Genomic DNA, 21,639 nt, shown 5'->3' on the forward strand with positions numbered 1-21,639 from the left:
GTGCGCCGGGCCTGTCGACCACGGCGTCGGGCATGGGAATGGAGGCGCGACCTGGCGGGACCGCCGGGACGTAGTGACAGCCCGACGGGCCGAACCGGTCTGTCGAGGCCGTCCGCTACGCCGGACAGCTCAGCTCGATGTTCTGGCCCACCGCGGCCTTCAGGATGCGAAGGGCATCGCTGGCGGTGGTGCCGCCGGCGGAGTCGACGTTGCAGACCTGCGGAACGCAGGTTGCCTGACCGACCGCGGCGCGCAGCGTGAAAAGCGCGTCGCTGGCGGTGGGGTTGTTGCCGGGCGAGTTCGTCGGCTTGCCGCACGGCACCAGCTCGCAGTCGGCCGCGCAGCGCTCGCCGGGCGAGAAGGCGACGTTGCCGTCGTCACATTCCTCGGCGGCGCCGACGCTCCCGTCGCCGCAGACGTTGCAGTTGCCGCTGCCCAGGCACACGCCCTGCGTACAGGAATCCTCCTGCGTGCAGATGTTGCCGTCGTCGCACGGATCGCCCTCGTTGCCGGGGATGGAAACGCACTGGTCTTCCTCCTCCTCGCAGGCCCCTTCGAGGCAGGTGCCGTTGAAGAGGCTGCAGTCGCGCGGCGATCCCTCGCAGGCGCCTTGCGTGCAGAACGTAGAGACGGTGCAGAACAGATCATCGTCGCACGCCTGCCCTTCGTTGGCGGGCACCGAGACGCAGGCGTCATCCTGCTCGTCGCAGACGCCTTCGCCGCACGGTCCGTCGAGCCCGTCGCAGTCGACCGGCTCACCGGGCAGGCAGCCGGCATTCTCGTCGCACCGCTCCTGGCCGTTGCAGAAGAGGTTGTCGGCGCAGGCGGCATCGTTCTCGCTTGCCGTGCACGCATTGGCCTGCTCGTCGCACGAGTCGGTGGTGCAGGGGACGCCGTCGTCGCACGCGCGCGGCGTTCCGGTGCATGCGAAGTTCGTGCAGACGTCGTCGACGGTGCAGAACTGGCCGTCGTTGCAGCTCTCGGTCGTGGGCAGCTCGGTGCAGCCTTCCTGAAGGTCGCAGACGTTCTGCGTGCAAGGGTCGTCGTCGGCGCATTCGCCGTCATCGGCGGCATGCTGGCACGCTTCGTCGAAGCAGGTATCCAACGTGCAGTCGATCTCGTCGTCGCAGCAGCGTGGGTCCTCGACGGTCTCCCATCCAAGATCCGCCATCACGTCCAGCGTCAGCGCCAGATTCTGGTTCACGCCGACCAGGAACGGCTCCATCAGCTGGTTGGGCGTGATGTCGGTGTCGAAATGCGCCACCGAGGAGCCCGCCTCGTAGACGGCGGGTGCGTACATCTGGAGGCGGCCGTCGTTGCGGCGCCCGCTCGTGATGCTTCCGCTGCCGTGGCGCACGTTCGGGCCGAACCACAGCAGGTTGCCGTCATCGCGCATGGCGATCTTGCGCTGCGCATCCGACATCTGCGACACGCGCCTGGGAGTGATTTGCGGGTCTTCCAGCCACAGGGTGAAGGCATCGTCCAAGCCATGAAACTTGCTGCCGGTGTTCGGGTCGAGCAGATCGAGAAAGCCGAGGCCGTGGCCGATCTCGTGAAGCACGACGCTCAGGAAGTCGACGTCGTCTCCGCTGTTGCCATCGAGGCCGTAGTAGAAATCGCGCGCACCGAGCACCGTCGGGTTGTCGACGGCGCTGTTGAATTGGGCGTCGATCTCGGGGTCGGGCGTGCCCAGGCTGTCGAGGTCGATGCCTGCCATCTGGTTGGCCAGTGCCGAGGGATACCAGGTCGACGGGCGCTCGGCGCCGGCGAAGTCGCGCCACACCGACCATGGCGAAGCGCTGCCGAGAATCGCCGACATCGCGGTGCCGCCGAGGTTGTCGAACCTGGCCATGATCTGCACGGGGACGGTGCCGCCGAGCCTGTCGCCCCAGAGATCGGCGCCGTGCTGAAACGCGATCAGCCGCTGCGCGCCGCGCGTGGTCCCGGTGTTGCCGCCGACGGGGGCGACCACCGTGGCATCATTGAAGCCTTCGCCGGCACCGTCGCCGTTGACCACCGTGATGTTCAGCGCATGGGCTGGAGCCACGAGCCAGACGCAAAAGGCGAATGTCAGGACGGAATTCCATCTCACGTGGCTCCTACCTCCAGGACTGCAGCGACCTCTATCGCAGTCGAAGAGGCGGGCACAAGCGGCGGGAAGGCGTCGACCGCACCCGTGTCAGGTCTTGTGCCCGAGCGTGAAGTAGATCGTCGCGCCCTGATCGGCCGCGCCTTCGGCCCACACGCGTCCGCCGTGGATGCCGACGATGCGCTTGACGGTGGCCAGCCCGACGCCGTGCCCCTCGAATTCGCGCGGTGAATGCAGGCGCTGGAACGGCGTGAACAGGCGGCTGGCCTGCGAGGGGTCGAAGCCGACGCCGTCGTCGCGGACGTAGAACACCCGCTCGTCGCCCACCTGCACCGATGCCAGCTCGATGCGCGCGCTGTCGTGCGTGCCCGTGAATTTCCAGCTGTTGCGCAGCAGGTTGTCGAGCAGCACCTCCAGCAGGCGCGGCTCGCCTTCCACGCGCAGGTCGGGCTCGATGACGAACTCGACGCGGCGCTGCGGCTCCGAGGCCGCCAGCGCATCGGCCAGCGAGCGGGCGATGGCGCTGAGGTCGACGCTCTCGCGGCGCGGCTCCGAGCGCGCGATGCGCGACAGCGTCAGCAGTGCGTCGATCAGCTCGCCCATGCGCTGGCAGGTCGCACGCACGCGCTCGAGCACTGCGCGGGCTTCGGCGGACAGGCCTGCCGCATGATCCTCGACCAGGATGCGGCTGAAGCCGTCGATGCCCCGCAGTGGCGCGCGCAGGTCGTGCGAGACGGCATGGCTGAAGGCCTCGAGCTCGCGATTGGCGGCCTCCAGCTGCGCCGTGCGCTGCACGACGCGCTGCTCGAGCTCCTCGTGCGCGTTGCGGCGCCGCTCCTCGGTCCGCCGCCGCTCGATCGCCGCTGCGAGGATCTCGCCGACCATGCGCAGCAGGCCGACGACCGAGTCGGGCCACTCGCGGCCCCGCGAGCTGTCGACGAAGGAAGCGAAGCCCAGCACTCTGCCGCCTTGCAGGAGCGGGACGGCCACACCGCTGAGCACGCCGCGCATCTGCAGGTATTGTCTTTCGGCCGAGTCCTCGGGCAGGTCGGCTCCGCCGTTGCGAACGACGACGGGTTCCGCGAGCTCGAATGCCTTCATCCAGCGCGGGAACGAAGGCCGCACCAGCTCGCGCGACTCGGCCACGTTGGAGTCGTCGTTCTTGTGCCAGCGATGCACCAGGCGCGTGGAGTCGGGCCTGTCCTCGGCCTCCATCCACACCCCGCAGCGATCCACGCCCAGCACCTCGCCGACTTCGCGCAGCGCCTCATCGATCGCCTTGTCGATGCGGGCGGCCGGAATCGCGATGAAGCGTGTGGACAGCAGCGTGATCAGTCGCGACAGCCGGTTGCGTTCGGCGAGCTCGGCCTCGGCCCGCTTGCGCTCGGTCACGTCGACCGCGAAGACGAGGAACCGGTCGTGCTGACCGTGAGCGAGCGCCAGGCCGAGCAGCACCGAGATGCGCGAGCCGTCGCGCCGATACATGTCCTGCTCCCAAGGATCGCAGTGCCCGGTGCGCTCGAGCTGCTCGACGGCCGCCGCGGTCAGCGGCTGGTACTCGGCCGGCGTCATCACGTCCCAGCGCATCCTGCCGCGCTCCAGATCCTCTTGGTCGTAGCCCGACACCGCCAGAGCCACATCGTTGGCCTCGTGCACGCGCCCGGTGCGATCGGCCACGAGCAGGCCGAGCACGCCGGCCTCGAGCAGACGGTTCAGGCGCGCCTCGCTGCGTTCCAGATCGCGCTGATGGCGGCGCCGCTCGAATGCATTGCGCAGCATGTCGGCGGCGAGCTGGAACAGCGGTATGAGGTCCTCGCCCCAGCTCGCCTGGAAGCCGTGGGTGGCAAAGCCGGCCCAGCCGATCAGAACGCCATCGCTGTCGCGCACCGGAAACGCGGCCAGCGAACGGACTCCGTAGCCGCGCCAGATTTCCGCTTCACGGCGGGCCTCGGGCGGCGCGGCCGACACGTCGGGCAGCCACAGCGACTCGCCATGCTCGAAGCGCGCCTTGGACCAGGAGGAGTTGCGGCTGTGCGTGATGCGCGAGCGGATCGATGGCAGGCCTGGCGCAACCCATTCGTGCGTCACCAGCCATTGGCCGGTCTCCGGCTGCAGGCTCGACAGGATCGCGCGCTCGGCGCCGGCGAATGCCGCGATGCCCTCCAGCGCGCGCTCGATCCCGGCGTCCATCTCGTCGGTGGAGAGGCCGATGAAGTCGGTGCACAGCTCGGCCATCAGTTCCTGGAAGGCCAGGTGGCGGCGGATCGCTTCCTCGTTTCCGCCGGTGTGCTCGAGCACCCGGCGGACCCACGCGCGAGTGGATTCGAGCACGCCCGTGATCGGCGTCAGAACGGTGTCGTGGTCGTTCACGCCGCCGACCCGTGAGGCTTGCCTAGCGTGAAGAAGACGATCGCGCCGCGATTGAGCTCGCCGTCGGCCCACGCCTGCCCGCCATGCATGCGGACGATGCGCTGGACGGTGGCAAGGCCGATGCCGTGGCCCTCGTACTCGTCCATGCCGTGCAGGCGCTGGAAGGCGCCGAAGAGCTTGTCGGCATACTCGGCATCGAAGCCGACGCCGTTGTCTCGTACGAAGAACGGGCCTTCGGGAGCGTCGCCGAAGCGGCCGACCTCGATCATCGTCTGCGCCCTCTGGCGCGTGAACTTCCAGGCGTTGTCGATCAGCTGGTCCAGCGCGATGCGCAGAAGGCGCGGGTGGCCCTTGACCATGATGGCCTGCGGAACGCGCACCTCGACCTTGCGCTCGGGCTCCGCGGCGGCGCGCTCGACCAGCAGCTCCCTGGCCAGCGTGGCCAGATTGACCTCGTGCCATTCGAGTTCGGTGCGCACCACGCGCGAGAGCTGCAGCAGCCCGTCGATGAGATGTCCCATGCGCCGCGTGGCGTGCATCATGCGGTCGATGAGCCGGCGTGCCGTGGCGTCGAGCTCGTCGCCGTAGTCTTCCAGAAGCACGTGGCTGAGACCGTCGATGGTACGCAGCGGTGCACGCAGATCGTGCGAGACCGAGTAGGCGAACGCCTCGAGCTCGGCGTTGCTCGCCTCGAGCTGACTGCGGCGCTGGTGAACGCGGCGCTCGAGCGCGGCTTCGGCGGCGCGAATGTCCTCTTCGGCGCGCCGGCGCTCCAGCGCGTTGGCGACGATGTCGCAGAAGACGCGCAGCAGCGCCAGCTGCTCGTCACTGATGCGTCGCGGCTCGATCGTGACGAACACGATGAGGCCGCGCAGCGCTCCGCCCGGGTTGAGCGGAATGGCCACGATGCCCTCGATGTTGTGTTCGCGCAGGAGCGCGCGCTCGGCTTCGGCCTGCGGCGGCAGTGCCGACGGCGTCGGCGTGTAGACCGTGCGGCCCGAGCGCAGGCGGTCGCGCCACCACGGCAGCCGTGCCAGCGCCAGGCCGTGCACCGCCAGGATCTTCTTCTCGGTCGGATCGCGCTTCCATGCGCTTCGGAGCGAGGCCGCATCATTGGGCCCGCTCATTTCGTAGAGGCCGATGCGATCGAAGCCGAAGACGCTGCCGACTTCGGCCAGCGCCTCGGTGACGGCGTCCTCGATGGCGGCGGCCGGCAGATTGATGAGGCGCTGCGAAAGGGAGGAGTGGAGGCGGTCGAGCTGGTTGCGCCGCTCCAGCTCCTGCTGCGCGCGGCGGCGGCCGCTCAGATCGATGCACAGCGAGAGCAGGTCCGAGGAGTAGGGCTCCAGCGACGCCAGCGTGGCCAGGATCGGAATCCGCGTGCCGTCGGGCTGCACGACCTCCTTCTCCCAGGGCAGCACGCGTCCGGCGCGCTCGATGATGCTCAGCGCCTTCAGGTCGAAGGACTGATGCTCGGGCGCCGTCACGTCGGCCGACAGGACCGTCCCGGCCGCGACCTCCTCGGCCGTGCGCCCGAGCATGCGCAGTCCCGCCTCGTTGCTCTCGCGGATGCGGCCGTCGCTGCGATCGACGACGAAGACGCCGACGACGTTGCAGTCGCAGAGGCTGCGCCAGCGCGCCTCGTTGATGCGCAGCGTCTGCTGCGACCTGTTGCGGCTCAGCGCGTAGGCCATCATGCGGCCCGGCAGCTCCATGAGCGCCTCGAAGTCGGTGGGCCATCCCTGGCTGCGCGGCTCCCGGGACGCCACGCCGGCAAAGCCGAGCAGATCACCGGCGACATAGATCGGCAGCAGGTAGACCGCGTTCAGGCCGATGCTGCGCATCAGTTCCTTCTCACCCTGCGCGGAGGCGGGAAGACGGTCCAGACTCGGGATGTTCATGGGGCGCCGCTGCTCGAACTCGGCCACGGCCCACGGAAAAGGAGAGATGTGCTCGAGCTGCCCGCGCAGCGGCCAGAGCTCCTCCGCGAACCACTCGTGCGTCACGCTCCAGCGGCGGTACTCGTCCTCGAACAGGCAGAGGACCGCGCGGTCGCTACCGGCGAAGTGCCCGATGGCCGACAAGGTGTCGTCGACGGCGGCATCGACCTGGTCGGGCGACAGCGCGATGAAGCGGGTCCCGAGCGCAGCGAGCAGGCTGCGCAGCTCGAGCTGACGCTCGAGCGAAGCGCTGGCGGACGGCGTTGCGCCCTTCATGGATGCTTCCAGGGACATCGTGACGGCGAAGTCTGCCCGTGTACTCTTCGAAGCCGCATCCGTGAGGCCAGACCGGCGCGCCACGACCTCTCCCAACGGCGTGCGATGGTCGCGACGAGATCACGGAATAAACCTTCACGTGCCACCCGACACAAGCCGAAATGGGCGGCGGGCCTGCGAAATCGGCGGCATCGGCGGCAGCCGATCGGGCAGCCGGCGCACGGCCGCCGGCCACGCCGCCGACTTTCCTTTCTCCTCCCGCCCCGGTATCTAGCGCCGCATGAAAGCAGCCCTCTTCGTCGCCAACAACGAGCCTTTGAGCGTGGAAGACGTGACCCTGGACGCGCCGGCGCAGCCCGGCGAGGTTCATGTCCAGTGGAAGGCGAGCGGCGTATGCCACTCCGACCTTTCGATCTGGGAGGGCAAGCTTCCCATCCCGCCCGGCTGCATCCTCGGACACGAGGGCGCCGGCGTCGTCGTCTCCGCCGTCGAGAGCAAGACCGGCCTCAAGCCCGGCGACCACGTCATCGGCAGCTTCGTACCGACGTGCGGCGAGTGCTTCTTCTGCAAGAACGGCCAACCGTTCGTCTGTCAGCAGGGACAGATGATCGGCATGAGCCGCATGCCGTTCGTTCGCAGTGACGGCCAGCGTTTCTTCGGCGCGGTGGGGGGGCTGGCCACGTTCGCCGAAGAATCGGTGGTTCACGAGGCCGCGCTGGTCAAGATTCCCAACGACTTTCCTCTGCAGCAGGCCTGCCTCGTCGGATGCGGCGTGACCACGGGCGTCGGCGCGGCTTTGAACGCTGCCAAGGTCACGCAGGGATCGACCGTGGCCGTCATCGGATGCGGCGGCGTCGGCACCTCGGTCATCCAGGGCGCTCGCATCGCCGGCGCATCGACGATCATCGCCATCGATCTCAACGAGGCCAAGCGTGCCTCGGCCACGCGCTTCGGCGCCACGCACTCGGTCGACCCTGCCGTCAACGATCCAATCGCCTTCGTGCAGGAGCTGACCGGCGCGCGCGGCGCCGACTTCGTCTTCGAAGTGGTGGGCCATCCCAAGCTCCAGCGGCAGGCGTACGACATGACGCGCCCCGGCGGCGTCTGCTGCCTGGTCGGCGTGCCCAACCTGACCGACGAGGTCAGCTTCCCTGCCGCCATGATCGCGCTGCAGAACAAGAGCATCGTCGGCACCATCTACGGCAGCGCCGACGTGCGCACCGATTTCGTACGCTTCGTCAACTTCGCCAAGAACGGCGACCTGGACCTCTCGAGCATGGTGTCGCGCACGATCAGGCTGAGCGACATCAACGATGCGTTCAAGGAGATGAATTCGGGGGATGCGATCCGGTCGGTCATCCTCTACGACTAGAGAGTGGCGTTGCGGGTCGATCACCGACGGCCGCCGCTAGCGGCGCATCCGCTGCGTTGCGTGGCTCGTCCTTCGCTCCAGCGGGCCTCCAGCCCGCTTACGCTCATTCCTCGCCACGCGCCTTGCATCTCGCCCACTCTCGACGGCCGCGCTCGGATGTTGGAGCGTGCGGTGCGGGGCCGCCTCTGATGGACGTCGAAGAGGTCCTGGCTTCGTTGTCGATCGCGGTCGTCGTGCCGGCGTATCAGGCGGAGCGGTCGATCGAGGAGGTTCTCACTTCGATTCCTGCATACGTCCGGTCGGTCGTGGTCGTGCTGGATTGCTGCTCGGATCGTACCGCCGAGATCGTCGATCGGGTGGCGGCGCGGGATCGGCGCATCGTTCGGGTCGATCATGAGCGAAACTGCGGCGTGGGGGCGGCGATGCGCACGGGCTACCGGCGCGCGCTGGCCGACGGCGCCGAGATCGTGGCCAAGATCGACAGCGACGGGCAGATGGATCCCGAGCAGCTTTGGCGGCTGCTGCTGCCGATCGCGCTGGGGCGCGCCGATTACGCCAAGGGCAACCGCTTCCATCATCCGCGCGAGATGCGCTCGATGCCGCTGGTGCGGCTGATCGGAAACGCGGCGCTGTCCTTCCTGTCCAAGCTCTCGACCGGCTACTGGAACCTTCTCGATCCCACCAACGGCTATACCGCAATCTCTCGCGAGGCGTTGCAGTCGATCGACCTGGCCAGGCTCGATGACCGCTTCTTCTTCGAGTCGAGCATGCTGTGCGAGCTGGCGCTGGCGCGCGCGGTCTGCGTCGACGTGCCGATCCCGGCCCGATACGGCAGCGAGGCCAGCCACCTGTCGGTGACGCAGAGCCTCTTCGAGTTCGCTGCCAAGCACGCGCGCAACCTGCTGCGCCGCATCTGGCTGCGTTACCTGATCCTGGACTTCTCGGCGGCCTCGCTGCTGCTCGTTCTGGGCGTGCCGCTGGCGCTGTTCGGCGTGATCTTCGGCCTGCGCAGCTGGGCGCATTCGAGCTTCTACGGCGTGCCCGCCACCGCCGGCACGGTCATGCTCGCGGCCTTCACCACCGCGGCGGGCTTGTTCGGACTGGTCCAGGCCCTGATCTACGACATCATGTCGGTGCCGCAGGTGCCGTTGACGGCGCCGCGAACCGGCCTGCAGGTGCCGAACACACTCGCACAGGCACCGGCTCCTCCGGTACGATCCGTCTCGCGCTCCATGTAAAGCTCCCTTCCGCCGTCCGGATGCCGACTACGATGATGCTGCCAGTCCTCTCCCTGATCCTGTGCCTGCTGGCCACGCCCGCCGCCGCCGACATCATCGCCGACGATGCGCTCGACGTCTGCACCGCGACCGCCGATCCGTGCACCATCCACCAGCGCATCGAGATCGTGAACGGCAGCGTCCTCGATTTCGGCACCCGTGGCCTCGTGGTGGGCGCCGGCGGGCTGCTCGACTTCGGCTCCGGCGGCGCCTCCGTGCTTGCAGGCAACATCGTCGTCGGCGGCCTGGGCATCGACGTGCAGGGTCCCGAGTCCGGCGGCCTCGTCACCATCGCCGCCGACGGAACGCTCGTCATCCAGGCGCTCGTGAACGGGCGCACGGTCGATCCCGGCACGATCTTCCTCGAAGCCACGAACAACGTGGTGATCGCATCCACGATCGACATGCGCGGCAGCACGCTGGACTCGGATGGCGGCTCGGTGTGCATCGAATCCTACGAGGGCTCGGTCGCCATCCACGGTCTGATCAAGACCGACGCCGGCCGCTTCGGCCTCGGCGGCGACATCGACCTGACGGCCGTCAAGGACGTATCGGTGCAGGCGGCGCTGACGGCGCTCGGCGGCGACACCGACGGCGGCGACATCACCATCTACGCCGACCGCGACGTGCTGATCTCGGCGGACGTCTCGGCCACGGCGGTGGGCGGCGCAGGCTACGGCGGCGACATCGACATCGAAGCGGTGCGCGACATCATCATCTCCGGCGGCACCGACGCCGACCGTACGGTGGTGGAATCGCGCGGCCACGAGGACGAGGACAGCTTCTCGGGCGACGGCGGAGACATCTCGCTGGCAGCCGAGCGCAACATCGTGGTCGGCCAGTTCGCTGTCCTGGTTTCGGAGGGGTCGGCCCCTGACGGCTACAGCGGCTACCTCACCGTGGAGGCCGAAGGGGCCGTTACGCACAACGGCAGGATCGAAGCCGTGGCCGACGGCGGAGAGGGCGAGGGCGGTGACATCGAGCTGACGGCCGTGGGGCCGATCCAGGTCGGCTCGACGGGATTCCTCGTCGTCGACGCGGCCAACGTCGGCTCCATTGCGCTGGATTCGGAAGGGTCGGTCACGCTCGACGGAACGTTCAGCCTGATCGGAAAGCCGGGCGGCACCGGCGGCACGTTCGAGGTCGATGCGCTCGGCGACATCGATGCCGGCGGCGACGTCATGGCCAATCGTCCCGAGACCGAGGTCGACTGGATGGCCTGCCGCATCCGACTCGAGCCCACAGCCGCCATCGACAACAACTCGGTCGATGGCCTCAACCTCTTCGTCGTGCGCGAGAGCATGCGGCTGGCCGCAGGAAGCTCGCTGCTGACCAAGCCCAGCGGCCAGAACAAGCTCGTGTACCGCGACGAAGGCAAGCCGCCGGTGATGCTCGGCACGGTGACGCCCGCGCCGCAGCTCGTCGTCGACACCACGCTCCAAGGCTGTCCGGTATGCGGCAACGGCGAAGTCGATGCAGGCGAGCCGTGCGACGACGGCAACAGCGTCGACACCGATGCCTGCCTGACCGGCTGCATTGCGGCCAGCTGCGGCGACGGTCTGGTCGAGGAAGGCGTCGAGGAGTGCGACGACCAGAACGCCAACGAGACCGACGGCTGCTCGGTGACGTGCGATACGCTGACGTGCGGTGATGCCACCGGCGACGAGAACGTGGTGGCGACCGATTCGCTGCGCATCCTGCAGAGCGCGGTCGGACAGCCGGTGGCGTGCCATGCCTGGGCATGCGACGTCGACAACAACGGCCGGGTCCTCGCCAGTGACGCGCTGATCGTGCTGCGCTTCGCCGTCGGCCTTCCGGTGGAGCTGATGTGCGCGCCGCTCGTGACGACGACGACGACGACGACGTCCAGCTCGACCACCACGACGCAGCCGGCGCCGACCACGACGCAGACGACCACGACCACCTTCGTCCTGCCCACCACGACAACACTGCCGGCGCCGACGACGACGATCGGCGAGCCGACCACGACGCTGCCGACCGCGACGACCACGCTGCCCGAGCCGACGACGACGCTCGCAGAGAGCACCACGACGCTGCCGACTCCGACGACCACGCTCGCATCGCCGCCCACCACAACCATTCCGCAGTGAGCGCAGAGGCGGTGCGCACCATCGCCGCTTCGCCTCGCTGCCTCGCTGCTGTCACGGTCCTGGTGCTGGCCTGGGCGCTGTGGGACCGCGTGTGGGCGCTCGGGCGCTGGCCCGGCATCAACGGCGACGAGGCGTGGTACGCGGTTCAGCTCTTGCGCATGGAGCAAGGCGCGGCGATTCCGCGCACTCCCACCGGCAACCTGCCGGGGCCCCTGCATCTGGCGTTGCTGTGGAGCGCGCTTGCGGTGCTGCCGCGCGAGCTGTGGGTGCTGCGCGTGCCATCGGTGGTGACGAGCGTGGCGGCGATGGCGGTGACGTACGTGGCGCTGCGGCGTCACTTCGGCAACGAGACGGCGCGCGTCGGCCTGCTGCTGCAGGCGTGCCTTCCCGTGGGCATCGTCTATGCACGCCTTGGCTGGGACACCAGCCACGGGCCGCTTCTCGGCGCGCTCATGGCGTGGGCAGCGCTCGAACGGCGCTGGCTGCTTCTGCCGCCACTCGTTGCCTTCGCGCTGTGGAATCACCCGACGAACGTCTTTGTCGTGCCGTTTCTCGCTGGGATCATCCTGGCAACGGCGGATGCGTCCGCATCGCTGGCGCAGGCGGCACGTCGCGTCGTGCCGCCGATGATCGCATTGGCGGCAGCACTGCCCGTGCTCGTGCTGACTTCCTCGGCGGCGTCGGTCGTGACGCCGTCGCAATGGGTCGAGCGCGCGCTCTCCTGGCAGCACTGGGCGCGCTTTGCCGCTGCACTCGGCGATTTCCTCGCCGGCGCCGCGCCTTTCGCGTACACGGCGGGTCCGCCGCTGGCGCGGCCCGGCACGATTGCCGGCTGGCTCGTGCTCGCGATGGCCACCGCCATCGCAGTCGCCGGCGGGCGTGCGGCCATACGCTCGTCGCGCGCGTTTTCCGGAATGCTTGCCGGGCTCATCGGCACCCTGGCGGGCTTCGCGATCGTTGCCGGAACGCGCGCGTTGGAGCCGCACTCGGAGCGCTACGCCATGGTGCTGGTCACGCCGGTGGTCCTATGCGCTGCCGTGCTGCTGGGCCGCCTTTCCACGCGCCCGCTCGCATCTCGGACGGGACTGGTCCTATCGCTGGCAATCGGCATCATCGCCCTCGGTCATACGCACGTGGGCTACTTCCGTGAACTGGCGCTTACCGGGTCGACGTCTCACCGCACGTTCTGGACCGGCGACATCGAGCCCAAGGCAGCCGCGTGGCAGAGCATACGCGACGAAATTGAACGGCGGTCCACCCGCACGCCGGTGCGCGTGATCGCCGAGGACTGGTGGACGCTGCAGCCGCTTCTGTATCTTGCGCACGGCACGCCGGGCGTGACGGTGCGGCGCCTGCACGGCGGCGAGCGGCTGCGCCCGGGCGAGACGGCCTTTCTGGTGGGCTTTCCCGGCGGTCCGGCGGGGAAGCTGCGGCGGGCGCTGGCAGCGGACACGCAGCAGGTCCGATGGTCGATTCCCGGCACGGCACGGGCTGAAGTGCTCGAGGTCGTGCAGGTGGAGAAACGCGAGCGGCGTTCGCGCTGAGCGCCCGCCTGGCTGACGCCATGCGCCGCCCGCCTCGCTGAGCGCCATGCGCCGTGCGCCTCGTGAGCGCCATGCGCCGCGCGCCTCGGTGAGCACCATGCGCCGCCCGCCTCGGGAGCGCTATGCGTCCGCCTTTTGAAGGCGCTCGCTCTCCTCCATCTTGTCCAGGACCTTCTCGGGCGCGACGTCCTGCGCGAGCTCCGAAAGCTCGGGATCACGCGACGCTTCGATGTCCATCTTGCGGGCGATCTCGGTGACCAGCGTGACCAGGCGCGTGATCTCGTGCTCGGCCAGCAGGCTGACCTGAAGATCGAGATTGGCGCGCTTGTCGGCCATGGCGGCCATGCGGTTCTGGCTGATCAACACGAACGTCGAAAGGAAGATCGCCTCGACCGATGCGATCATGGCCAGCACGACGAAGGTGGCATCGAACGGCTCGATCGGCAGCCAGCCAAGGTTGATGACGATCCACGCGCCGAAGATCAGCACGTGCAGGTAGACGAACACCATGCTGCCGGTGAAGGCCGTGATGGTGTCGGCGATGCGGTCGCCCGGGCGCTTGTTTTGCTCCTCCTGCTCACGCCGGCGAAGAAGCGCCTGGATATTGCGTTCGAGGATGCCGCCTTCGGTGGGGCCCCGGCGGGCTCTCGTCGGCGCTGCGTAGGCACCATTCACGGTGCCGACTGTGCGGCCTCCGTGCGACCGCTGCCAGGGCCATCGTCCATGCGCGGTGCCCGGCGGCGCCAAACGTTTGCAGATTTTGCGCGGTGGGGGTGGCGCGGCGGCCTCGGAGGGGTTGCGCTCGCGCGCGCCTGCGGACGCGGAGCTGCGCGATGTTCACTCGCCTCGCGAGCGCGCGAAGTCCGCGAACGAGGCGCGCCGCGTGCGAAGGAATCTTCGCACGCGCTCGGCCGCTCGCCGGTCCGCTCGCCGCAGATCGCGGCGAAGCTTCCACGCTGCGCCGAGCAGGCGTGCGCTATCGCTCCATGCCCGCAGCACCGTTCGCACCAGCTCGCGCGGCGGCGCCTCGCTGGCCAGGCCGGCGCCGGCGCCGCGTCCGCGCGCAGCATCGAGTCCCAGGCGCCCCAGGCGCACGATCGTCCACAACGGCAGGCACGCCAGAGTGGCCAGCGGAGCGGAATGGACCATCGTCAGGATGTGATTGCGCTCGACGTGGAAGGCCTTGAACATCGAATGGGCGCCGCTGCTCGAGGAGAGCTCGTGGCGCACCACGACCTGCGGCGCCGACACGAAGCGGTAGCCGAGCGCGATCATGCGCAGGCCGAGATCGCCGTCCTCGCAGTAGCAGAAGAACTCCTCGCGCATGCCGCCCGCTGCCCGCCACGCATCCGTGCGGTACAGGGCGCATGCGCCGGAAGGCACGCCTACTTCCTCTTCGGCCAGCGCGTCGTACTGCCCGCGGTCGGCCTCGCCGAAGCCGCGCGGAAAGCCGATGCCGTCGCGCGTGAACAGCAGCCCCCCGACGCTCTGGATGGTGCGGCCGTCCAGCCCGAGCAGCTTCAGGCACGCGCCGCCGGCATCGGGCGGCATCGATCCGGCTACCGCGAACAGCCTGGCCGCGGCGCCATCGTCCAGGACGGCATCGTTGTTGAGCAGCAGCACGAACGGCGTCGTCACCGTCGACACCGCGCGGTTGCATGCGGCGGCAAAGCCTATGTTGGAATCGGTCTGGATGCGGCGCGTGACGACCGGATGCGCGCCGAAGCGCGTCGGCGGCTGGTCGACCAGGACCACGGCCGGCAGCTCCGAGAGGCTGTCCAGGCATCGCCTCGTTGCGGCGGGATCGCCGTAATGGACGACGATGCAGGTTATGAGCGAGGAAGGATCGGCGGCGGACTCATCCAGCAAAGTAGCCGTTGCAGAGGCCATGGCCGGTGTCGCAAGCCTCGGCTGCCGGCGGGCCGGTCAGCCGCCGAGGCGCTCCTTGAGGATGCGGTTGACGGTTGCGGGATTGGCTTTGCCGCCGCTCTCCTTCATCACCTGGCCCACGAAGAAGCCGAACAGCTTGTCCTTGCCGCCGCGGTACTCCGCGACTTTGTCGGGATTGGCGGCAATGATCCTGTCGATGATGCCGGCGATCGCGCCCTCGTCGGTGACCTGCACCAGCCCTTCACGCTCGACGATCGCGCGCGGGGCATCGGTCGTGCCGACCATCTTCTGGAACACGACCTTGGCGATCTTGCCGCTGATGGTGCCGTCGTCGATCAGCGACACCAGCTCGGCCAGCTGTGCCGGCGTGATGGGAAGGCTGGTATAGTCGGCTTCGGCATCGCCGGCCGCTTCTGCGGCGATGCGGATCACGTCGCTCATGATCCAGTTCGACAGCGCCTTGGGGCTGCGATGCAAGGCCACCGCCGCTTCGAACCAGTCCGCCAGCTCCTTGCTCGCCGTCAGCACCGCCGCGTCGTAGTCGGGAAGGCCGTATTCGGAGACGAAGCGGGCACGCCTCGAATCCGGCAATTCGGGCATCTGGCATCGCACCTGCGCGATCAGCTCTTCCTCGATCACCAGCGGCAGCAGGTCGGGCTCGGGGAAATAGCGGTAGTCGTGCGCCTCTTCCTTGCTGCGCATGGAACGCGTGACGCCGCGGTCGGCGTCCCACAGCCGCGTCTCCTGCACGATGGTGCCGCCGCCGAGGAGAATCTCGGCCTGCCGCTCGATCTCGTAGGCGACGGCCCGCTCGATGGAGCGGAAGCTGTTGAGGTTCTTGATCTCGGTGCGCGTGCCCAGCTTCTCCTCGCCGCGCCTCCTGAGCGAGACATTGGCGTCGCAGCGCATGCTGCCCTCGTTCATGTTGCCGTCGCTGATTCCGAGGTAGCGCACGATCGAGCGCATCTTGCGCATGTAGGCCGCCGCTTCGGCACCGCTGCGGATGTCGGGCTCGCTGACGATCTCGAGCAGCGGCACGCCGGCCCGGTTCAGGTCCACCAGCGACCACGCCGCGTGCGCGTCGTGCACGTTCTTGCCGGCATCCTCCTCCATGTGGATGCGCGTCAGGCGCACGGTCTTTTGCTGGCCGTCGATCTCGAACGTGACCCTGCCGTGCTCGCAATACGGCTGCTCGTACTGCGTGATCTGATAGGCCTTGGGCAGGTCGGGATAGAAGTAGTTCTTGCGCGCCCAGCGGCTGGTACGGTTGATGGTGCTGTCCGTGGCCAGCGCGGCGGCGATCGCGTACTCGACCGCGCGCCGGTTCAGCACCGGAAGCACGCCCGGCATGCCGAGGCACACCGGGCAGGTGTGCTCGTTGGGCGAGCCGCCGAACGCGGCCGAGCACCCGCAGAACAGCTTGCTGGCGGTGGCGAGTTGGCAATGCACCTCCAGCCCGAGCACAGCCTCGAAGCCGCCGTCCTCGTAGTAGGAGCGGGGGCTCATTCGGCCACCTGCGGCATGCGCCGGTGCCAGTCGGTGGCGCCTTCGTAGGCTGCCGCGATGCGAAGCAGCGTAGCCTCGTCGAGCGGACGTCCGATCAGCTGCATGCCTACTGGCATGCCGTCGGAATCGAAGCCGCACGGCACCGACATTCCTGGAAGGCCGGCAAGGTTGACCGAGATCGTCAGGATATCCGACAGGTACATCTTGAGCGGATCGTCGGTGCGAGAGCCGACCACGAACGCCGTCTGCGGTGCCGTCGGCGTCACGATCGCATCGCAGACCGAAAACGCGTCGTCGAAATCGGCGCGGATCAGCGTGCGCACCCGCATCGCCTTGAGGTAGTAGGCGTCGTAGTAGCCGGCCGACAGGACGTAGGTGCCGAGCATGATCCGGCGCTTCACTTCGGCGCCGAAGCCGGCATCGCGCGTCTGCCCGTACATCTCCCGCAGGCCGCCTTCCTCGCCACGACGCAGGCCGTAGCGCACGCCGTCGTACCGGCCGAGGTTCGAAGAGGCCTCGGCCGTGGCGACGATATAGTAGGTGGCCACGGCGTATTCGGTGTGCGGAAGGCTGACCTCGACGAGCATGGCGCCGAGCTCCTCCAGTCTCTTCATGGCCGCGCGCACCGAAGCCTCCACGCCGGCATCCAGGCCTTCGATGAAGTACTCGCGCGGGACGCCGAGGCGCACTCCGGCCAGATCGGTCGTCATCGTGCCGATGTAGTCGGGAACCGGCGCGGCGATGGAGGTGGAGTCGAGCGGATCCTTTCCCGCGACCGCCTCCAGCAGCAGCGCCGTGCCGCGCGCGCTGGCCGCCATGGGCCCGACCTGATCGAGCGAGGAGGCGAACGCGATGACGCCGTAGCGGCTGACGCGGCCATAGGTGGGCTTGAGTCCGGTGATGCCGCAGAACGATGCCGGCAGGCGGATGGAGCCGCCGGTGTCGGTGCCGAAGCTGCCGAGCACCTGCCGCGCGGCCACCGACGTTGCCGAGCCGCCCGAGGACCCGCCGGGCACCCGCTGCGGATCCCACGGGTTGCGCGTGCGGCCGAGCGCGGAATTCTCGCAGGAGGAGCCCATGGCAAACTCGTCCATGTTGAGCTTGCCCACCAGCACCGCGCCCGCGCGCGCCAGGCGTGCAACGACGGTGGAATCGAAGGTGGGCACGAACGGCTCGAGGATCCTGGAGGCGCACGTCGTGCGAATGCCGCGGGTCAGGAAGATGTCCTTGAGACCGATGGGAATCCCGGTCAGCGCGGTAACGTCATTGCCGGTGCGCAGGCGCGCGTCGGCGGCGTCGGCCTGCGCGAGCGCATGCTCGGCGGTCACTTCGAGAAAGCTGCCGATGGCGCCGTCGGTGGCCTCGATGCGCGCCAGGCAGGCCACCGTCAGCTCGCGCGAGCTGATCTGACGCTCGCGCAACAGGCGCGACGCCTCCTCGATCGGCAGCTCGTTCAGAGGCCCGCCGCTGCTCATTCGATGATTCGGGGGACGACGAAGTAGTGATCGTCGCGACGCGGAGCATTGGCCACGGCCGAGTCCGGATCGCCGCCGGTGGTGACGGCATCTTCGCGAAACGGCGTGCTCATGGCGACGACGCTGGAGGTGGGCTCGACGTGAGTGGTGTCGAGCTCGCCGAGCTTGCCGACGTACTCGAGGATGCGGCCGAGATCCGTCGTCAGACGATCGACCTCTTCTCCCGTCAGGTGCAGCCGCGCCAGCACGGCCACGCGCTCGATGTCGGCTCGTGTGATGGACATTGGTCGCGATTAACACGCCGCGCCATGCGGCGCAAAACCTCGCAAGGACGAGCAGAAACGGTCGTCGCAGCCATGCGATGCAGCGCGGGGCGCGCGTGCTGCGGCCGTCGACGGCTGAGGCCGCGATGCGATCGGTGGCCGCCTGCGCATCCTATGACGGTCATGACATTGGCGAACGCTGCCATCGGGGCGATGGTGCGACATGGCCCACGATGGCAACCCAACCATTCGACGCGCCGCCGCCGGAGACGCCTCCCCGCCGCCGCGTACGAACCCGCGCCGCGCGCTCGGCATTGCCGGCGAAGAGGCCGCGGCTGCCTTCCTGCAGCGCCGCGGCTACCGCATCGTCGCGCGCAACGTGCGCAGCCCGCTCGGCGAGCTCGACATCGTCGCCATCGACGGAGAGGTGGTCGTATTCGTGGAGGTCAAGACGCGCCGCAACGGAGGAGCGCTCGAGGCCGTCGATCCTCGCAAGCAGCGCCGGCTGACGCGCCTGGCGCGAGCGTTCCTGGTAGGCGCTGGCTGGAGCCGGTGCCGCGCGCGCTTCGACGTGGTGGCGGTGGATGGTCACGGCATGGCTTGCACGCACGTCGTGAATGCCTTTGACTGCCCCTCCGACTACTGAATCCCGCCTCGAGGTCAGCGCGCGCTGCGGTAGCCGACCCGGCGACACAGGACGCCCGCATGCTCGACATCCGACTTCTGCGTGATCAAACAGACATGGTACGGGCCCGCCTCGCGCTGGTCGGCTGCCCCGACGAGGAGCTCGATCGCGTGCTCGAGCTCGACCGCCGCCGCCGCACGCTTCTGACCGAGGTCGAATCGATGCGATCGGAGCGTAAGAGCTCCTCACGGCAGATCGGCGGCATGAAGCCGGGGCCCGAGATGGAGCTTGCCAAGATCGCGGTGCGCGCGCTCGGCGAGAAGCTGGCGAGCGCCGAAAAGGAGCTCGAGCAGGCCGAGTCCGAGTTCGGCCGGCGCATGCTCGAACTGCCCAACCTTCCCCATCCCGATGTTCCACCCGGCCCCGACGACAGCGCCAACGTCGTCGTACGCACCGAAGCCGCCACGCGCACGTTCGAGTTCGAGCCGCGGCCGCACTGGGATCTCGGCGAGGCGCTGGGCATCATCGACTTCGACCGCGGCGTGAAGATTTCGGGATCGCGGTTCTACGTGCTGCGCGGCGACGGGGCGCGCCTGCAGCGCGCGCTCATCACGTTCATGCTCGACCTTCACACGCGCGAGCACGGCCACGTCGAGGTGTATCCGCCGGCGATGGTGCGCGAGGAGTGCTTGTACGGCACCGGCAACCTTCCCAAGTTCGGCGAGAACCTCTACCGCGACGCCGAAGAGGACTTCTACTTCGTGCCGACGGCCGAAGTGCCGGTGACCAACCTTTATCGCGACGAGATCCTCGACGGGGCGTCGCTGCCGATCCGCCACGTGGCCTACTCACCGTGCTTCCGCCGGGAGAAGATGTCGGCGGGGCGCGACGTGCGCGGCATCAAGCGCGGGCACCAGTTCGACAAGGTCGAAATGGTCAAGTTCGTCCATCCCGACACCTCCGACGCGGAGCTGGAGAGTCTCGTGGCATGCGCCGAGGCGGTCTGCCGGAGGCTCGGCATCCAGCATCGCATCATCCAGATGTGCGCCGGCGACCTGTCGTTCACCGCTGCGATGAAGTTCGACATCGAGGTGTGGGCGCCCGGCTGCAAGGAGTGGCTGGAGGTGAGCTCGTGCTCCAACTTCACCGACTTCCAGGCAAGACGAGCCAACATCCGTTTCCGCGATGAGAACGGCAAGGTGCGCCTGGTGCATACGCTGAACGGATCGGGCCTGGCGCTCCCGCGCGTGGTGATCGCGGTGCTGGAGACGTATCAGCGCGCCGACGGCACCGTGGAGATTCCCGAAGCGCTGCGGCCGTACATGGGCGGACAGACCGAGATCCGCCGCGCCTGACGCCGGCCTCGGCTGCCCGCGCGAGGCCAGCAAAAAGGCCCGCGGCGCATGACGCCGCGGGCCTTTCTTTCGCAAGTGCCGGTCGTGCTACTCGGCGGCCGGCAGCACGAATTCGGGACAATTCAGCTCGCCCGGCAGATCGACCGCGAACTGCAGGTCCTTGAGGGCATCGGTTGCGTTGATGCTCCCGTTGTCGTCGACGTCGCAGACGCAGGGCAGGCACTCGAGAATTTCGACCGCGACGTTCAGGATGAAGCCGGCATCCACCGCAGTGATCACGCCCTCGTCGTCGGCGGGGTCGCCGCAGTCACGCGGGCAGCCGCACAGGTCGTCGTTGTTCGTGCAGGCGCCGGTCTCCAGGTTGCAGGTGTCGACGGTGCAGGGCTCGCCGTCGTTGCAGTCGGAGTTGCTGTCGCAGCCGCAGGTGCAGCTGTTCAGGCAGCTCTCGGGAGCCGAGCAGCCCGTGGGGACGGCGGCGGGATCGCACTCCTCGCCTTCGTTGATCGTGCCGTTGCCGCATGGCGCCGCGCCTGCGGCGAGATCGATCATCGTCACCACAAGACTGTGACAATCGTTGATGTAGGTCTGCGCCAGCGACAGCGAATAGGTTCCCGGCTCATTGAAAGCGCCGGTGATGTCGAAGGTGTGCAGGTCCCAGAGCGACCCGTTGCTGGCGCGGTCGTTGCCCGCATCCGGCACGCTGTTCCCATCGAACAGGTTGGCGGTGTCATTGATGGTGACCATACCTTCCGCCGAGGTGAACGTGACCGGGTTGTCGTCGCCGGGACCGAAGGCCTGGCCGTCGGCGACATGGAGCTGAGCGAGGACGGAGCCGCCGCCGTAGTTGATGTCGTTGAGGGTGGCCTGCCAGCCCGTGGGATCGCCCACGGAGCCGCCGGCATCCGAGTCGTTGCCTTCGAAGAAGACGAGGTCCCGGTTGTTGCTGCCGTTTCCGTCATTGAACAGCACCACCAGGGTGGCGCCATTGGTGTCGTGGCCGGTCTTCAACTCCGGAAGAAACGTGTAGGTGCCGTTGCCGTCCACGATATCGGTGACGTCGGCGAAGAAAGCGCGGCTCGAGCCGCTGCCCCAGCAGTTGGTCGAGGCGTCCCCCAGGCTCTGGCCGGTGACCTCCTCACCGTCGAGCGTGACGTTCTGGGCGTCGTAGATGCCGTCGCCGCCGGAGCCGGTAAGGTCCACGCCGTGCCAGTACAGAAAGGCCTTGCGGACGTTGCCGGTCAGGCCGCTGACGGTGATGTCGGCCGGCCCGTCGCCGACGCCGCCGACGGCGAAGGACATGTAGTCGGTGTTGTTCTCCGAGCGCGCGAACGTCACGGGCGTCGCTTGCGCGCTGGCGGCGAGGAAAATCAGCGGTAGGCCGAGCAGAGCGGCCGCTGCCACACGTGATCGATGCATTTCTCCCTTCTCCTTTTGATGCCCCCCAGCAGAAAGCCGGGTGTGGCCCCGATGGTACGGTTAACGAGGCGGCGCGCCAAGACGGTCGGGCAAAAAATGCACGGAAGAAGCGCTGCGGCCGCCTGCTGAA

15 protein-coding genes are annotated in these 21,639 nt (G+C 68.4%); 6 read left to right on the top strand and 9 right to left on the bottom strand.

What is annotated here, in order from left to right:
* Positions 1-115 precede the first annotated feature (115 nt).
* The 3 genes from VEC57_16210 to VEC57_16220 form a co-directional block, all read right to left on the bottom strand.
* Positions 116-2,092, bottom strand: coding sequence for a hypothetical protein (locus VEC57_16210; protein HYC00680.1), 1,977 nt, complete (start codon positions 2,090-2,092; stop codon positions 116-118).
* Positions 2,093-2,179: 87 nt separating this feature from the next.
* A complete protein-coding gene (locus VEC57_16215; GenBank protein HYC00681.1) occupies positions 2,180-4,459 on the bottom strand; it encodes a GAF domain-containing protein in 2,280 nt (759 codons plus the stop codon).
* Entirely contained in the window at positions 4,456-6,693 is a 2,238-nt protein-coding gene (locus tag VEC57_16220) for a GAF domain-containing protein (GenBank protein HYC00682.1), read from the bottom strand. Before VEC57_16220 ends, VEC57_16215 begins: the two co-directional genes overlap by 4 nt.
* A gap of 262 nt (positions 6,694-6,955) precedes the next feature.
* Between VEC57_16220 and VEC57_16225 the strand changes: the two genes are divergently transcribed.
* The 4 genes from VEC57_16225 (at position 6,956) to VEC57_16240 (ending at position 12,979) form a co-directional block, all read left to right on the top strand.
* Positions 6,956-8,047, top strand: a complete 1,092-nt coding sequence (locus tag VEC57_16225) for a Zn-dependent alcohol dehydrogenase (GenBank protein HYC00683.1) — start codon at positions 6,956-6,958, stop codon at positions 8,045-8,047.
* Between the two features lie 188 nt (positions 8,048-8,235).
* Complete coding sequence (locus VEC57_16230; GenBank protein HYC00684.1) at positions 8,236-9,285, top strand: glycosyltransferase family 2 protein; 1,050 nt, start codon at positions 8,236-8,238, stop codon at positions 9,283-9,285.
* A gap of 32 nt (positions 9,286-9,317) precedes the next feature.
* Positions 9,318-11,435, top strand: coding sequence for a hypothetical protein (locus VEC57_16235; GenBank protein ID HYC00685.1), 2,118 nt, complete (start codon positions 9,318-9,320; stop codon positions 11,433-11,435).
* Positions 11,432-12,979 carry a glycosyltransferase family 39 protein gene (locus tag VEC57_16240; GenBank protein ID HYC00686.1) on the top strand — a complete coding sequence of 516 codons (1,548 nt, stop codon included), beginning with the start codon at positions 11,432-11,434 and terminating at the stop codon, positions 12,977-12,979. The genes VEC57_16235 and VEC57_16240 overlap by 4 nt, the downstream gene beginning before the upstream one ends.
* 120 nt (positions 12,980-13,099) lie before the next feature.
* On the opposite strand, the gene VEC57_16245 is transcribed toward VEC57_16240, so the two are convergent.
* From VEC57_16245 to gatC, 5 genes are all read right to left on the bottom strand, one after another.
* Positions 13,100-13,654, bottom strand: a complete 555-nt coding sequence (locus VEC57_16245; protein ID HYC00687.1) for a DUF1003 domain-containing protein — start codon at positions 13,652-13,654, stop codon at positions 13,100-13,102.
* 162 nt (positions 13,655-13,816) lie between these two features.
* Positions 13,817-14,869 (bottom strand): glycosyltransferase family 2 protein, encoded by a 1,053-nt coding sequence (locus tag VEC57_16250; protein ID HYC00688.1) that lies wholly within the window; start codon positions 14,867-14,869, stop codon positions 13,817-13,819.
* A 36-nt stretch (positions 14,870-14,905) separates the two neighbouring features.
* Positions 14,906-16,375: an Asp-tRNA(Asn)/Glu-tRNA(Gln) amidotransferase subunit GatB gene (gene gatB, locus VEC57_16255; GenBank protein ID HYC00689.1), complete on the bottom strand. Its 1,470-nt coding sequence runs from the start codon at positions 16,373-16,375 to the stop codon at positions 14,906-14,908.
* Positions 16,372-17,850 carry an Asp-tRNA(Asn)/Glu-tRNA(Gln) amidotransferase subunit GatA gene (gatA, locus tag VEC57_16260; GenBank protein HYC00690.1) on the bottom strand — a complete coding sequence of 493 codons (1,479 nt, stop codon included), beginning with the start codon at positions 17,848-17,850 and terminating at the stop codon, positions 16,372-16,374. Before gatA ends, gatB begins: the two co-directional genes overlap by 4 nt.
* Positions 17,847-18,134 carry an Asp-tRNA(Asn)/Glu-tRNA(Gln) amidotransferase subunit GatC gene (gene gatC / locus VEC57_16265; GenBank protein ID HYC00691.1) on the bottom strand — a complete coding sequence of 96 codons (288 nt, stop codon included), beginning with the start codon at positions 18,132-18,134 and terminating at the stop codon, positions 17,847-17,849. Before gatC ends, gatA begins: the two co-directional genes overlap by 4 nt.
* Positions 18,135-18,336: 202 nt before the next feature.
* Between gatC and VEC57_16270 the strand changes: the two genes are divergently transcribed.
* Both VEC57_16270 and serS read left to right on the top strand, forming a co-directional pair.
* The gene (locus VEC57_16270; protein HYC00692.1) at positions 18,337-18,759 is read left to right on the top strand and encodes a YraN family protein; all 423 of its coding nucleotides are present in this window, start codon (positions 18,337-18,339) and stop codon (positions 18,757-18,759) included.
* A gap of 59 nt (positions 18,760-18,818) precedes the next feature.
* Positions 18,819-20,093, top strand: coding sequence for a serine--tRNA ligase (gene serS / locus VEC57_16275; protein HYC00693.1), 1,275 nt, complete (start codon positions 18,819-18,821; stop codon positions 20,091-20,093).
* Between the two features lie 87 nt (positions 20,094-20,180).
* Here serS and VEC57_16280 read toward each other — a convergent pair whose 3' ends face one another.
* The gene (locus VEC57_16280; protein ID HYC00694.1) at positions 20,181-21,509 is read right to left on the bottom strand and encodes a hypothetical protein; all 1,329 of its coding nucleotides are present in this window, start codon (positions 21,507-21,509) and stop codon (positions 20,181-20,183) included.
* Positions 21,510-21,639 lie beyond the last annotated feature (130 nt).

It is taken from the genome of Candidatus Limnocylindrales bacterium (assembly GCA_035626395.1).
Lineage (GTDB): Bacteria > Desulfobacterota > Binatia > UBA1149 > CAITLU01 > DASPNH01.